General features: G+C 45.1%; 1 protein-coding gene. It reads left to right on the forward strand.

Features of this window, described 5'->3' with window-relative positions:
- Positions 1-233: glycine betaine ABC transporter substrate-binding protein (locus SB717_RS39780; RefSeq protein ID WP_410908863.1), on the forward strand; the 233-nt coding region annotated here is incomplete at both ends.

The following is a 233-nucleotide window of genomic DNA, read 5'->3' on the forward strand; positions in this document are numbered from 1 at the left end:
CGTGGTTCCCAATTTATTCGGACGTTCCTTTACCGCCGGTTTTACGGCTGAATTTATGGAACGCGCCGATGGTTATCCCGGCTTGCGACAGCACTACGGATTAAAATTAGAGACTCTGGAACTCGAACCGGGGTTAATGTATAAAGCGATTCGAGACGATCGCGTCGATGTTATTAGCGGTTTTTCAACAGACGGTCGAATTAAAGCATACGATTTAAAAGTTTTAGAAGACG

The sequence above is a fragment of the Priestia sp. SIMBA_032 genome, assembly GCF_046535215.1.
In the GTDB taxonomy this organism is placed as follows: Bacteria; Bacillota; Bacilli; order Bacillales; family Bacillaceae_H; genus Priestia; species Priestia aryabhattai.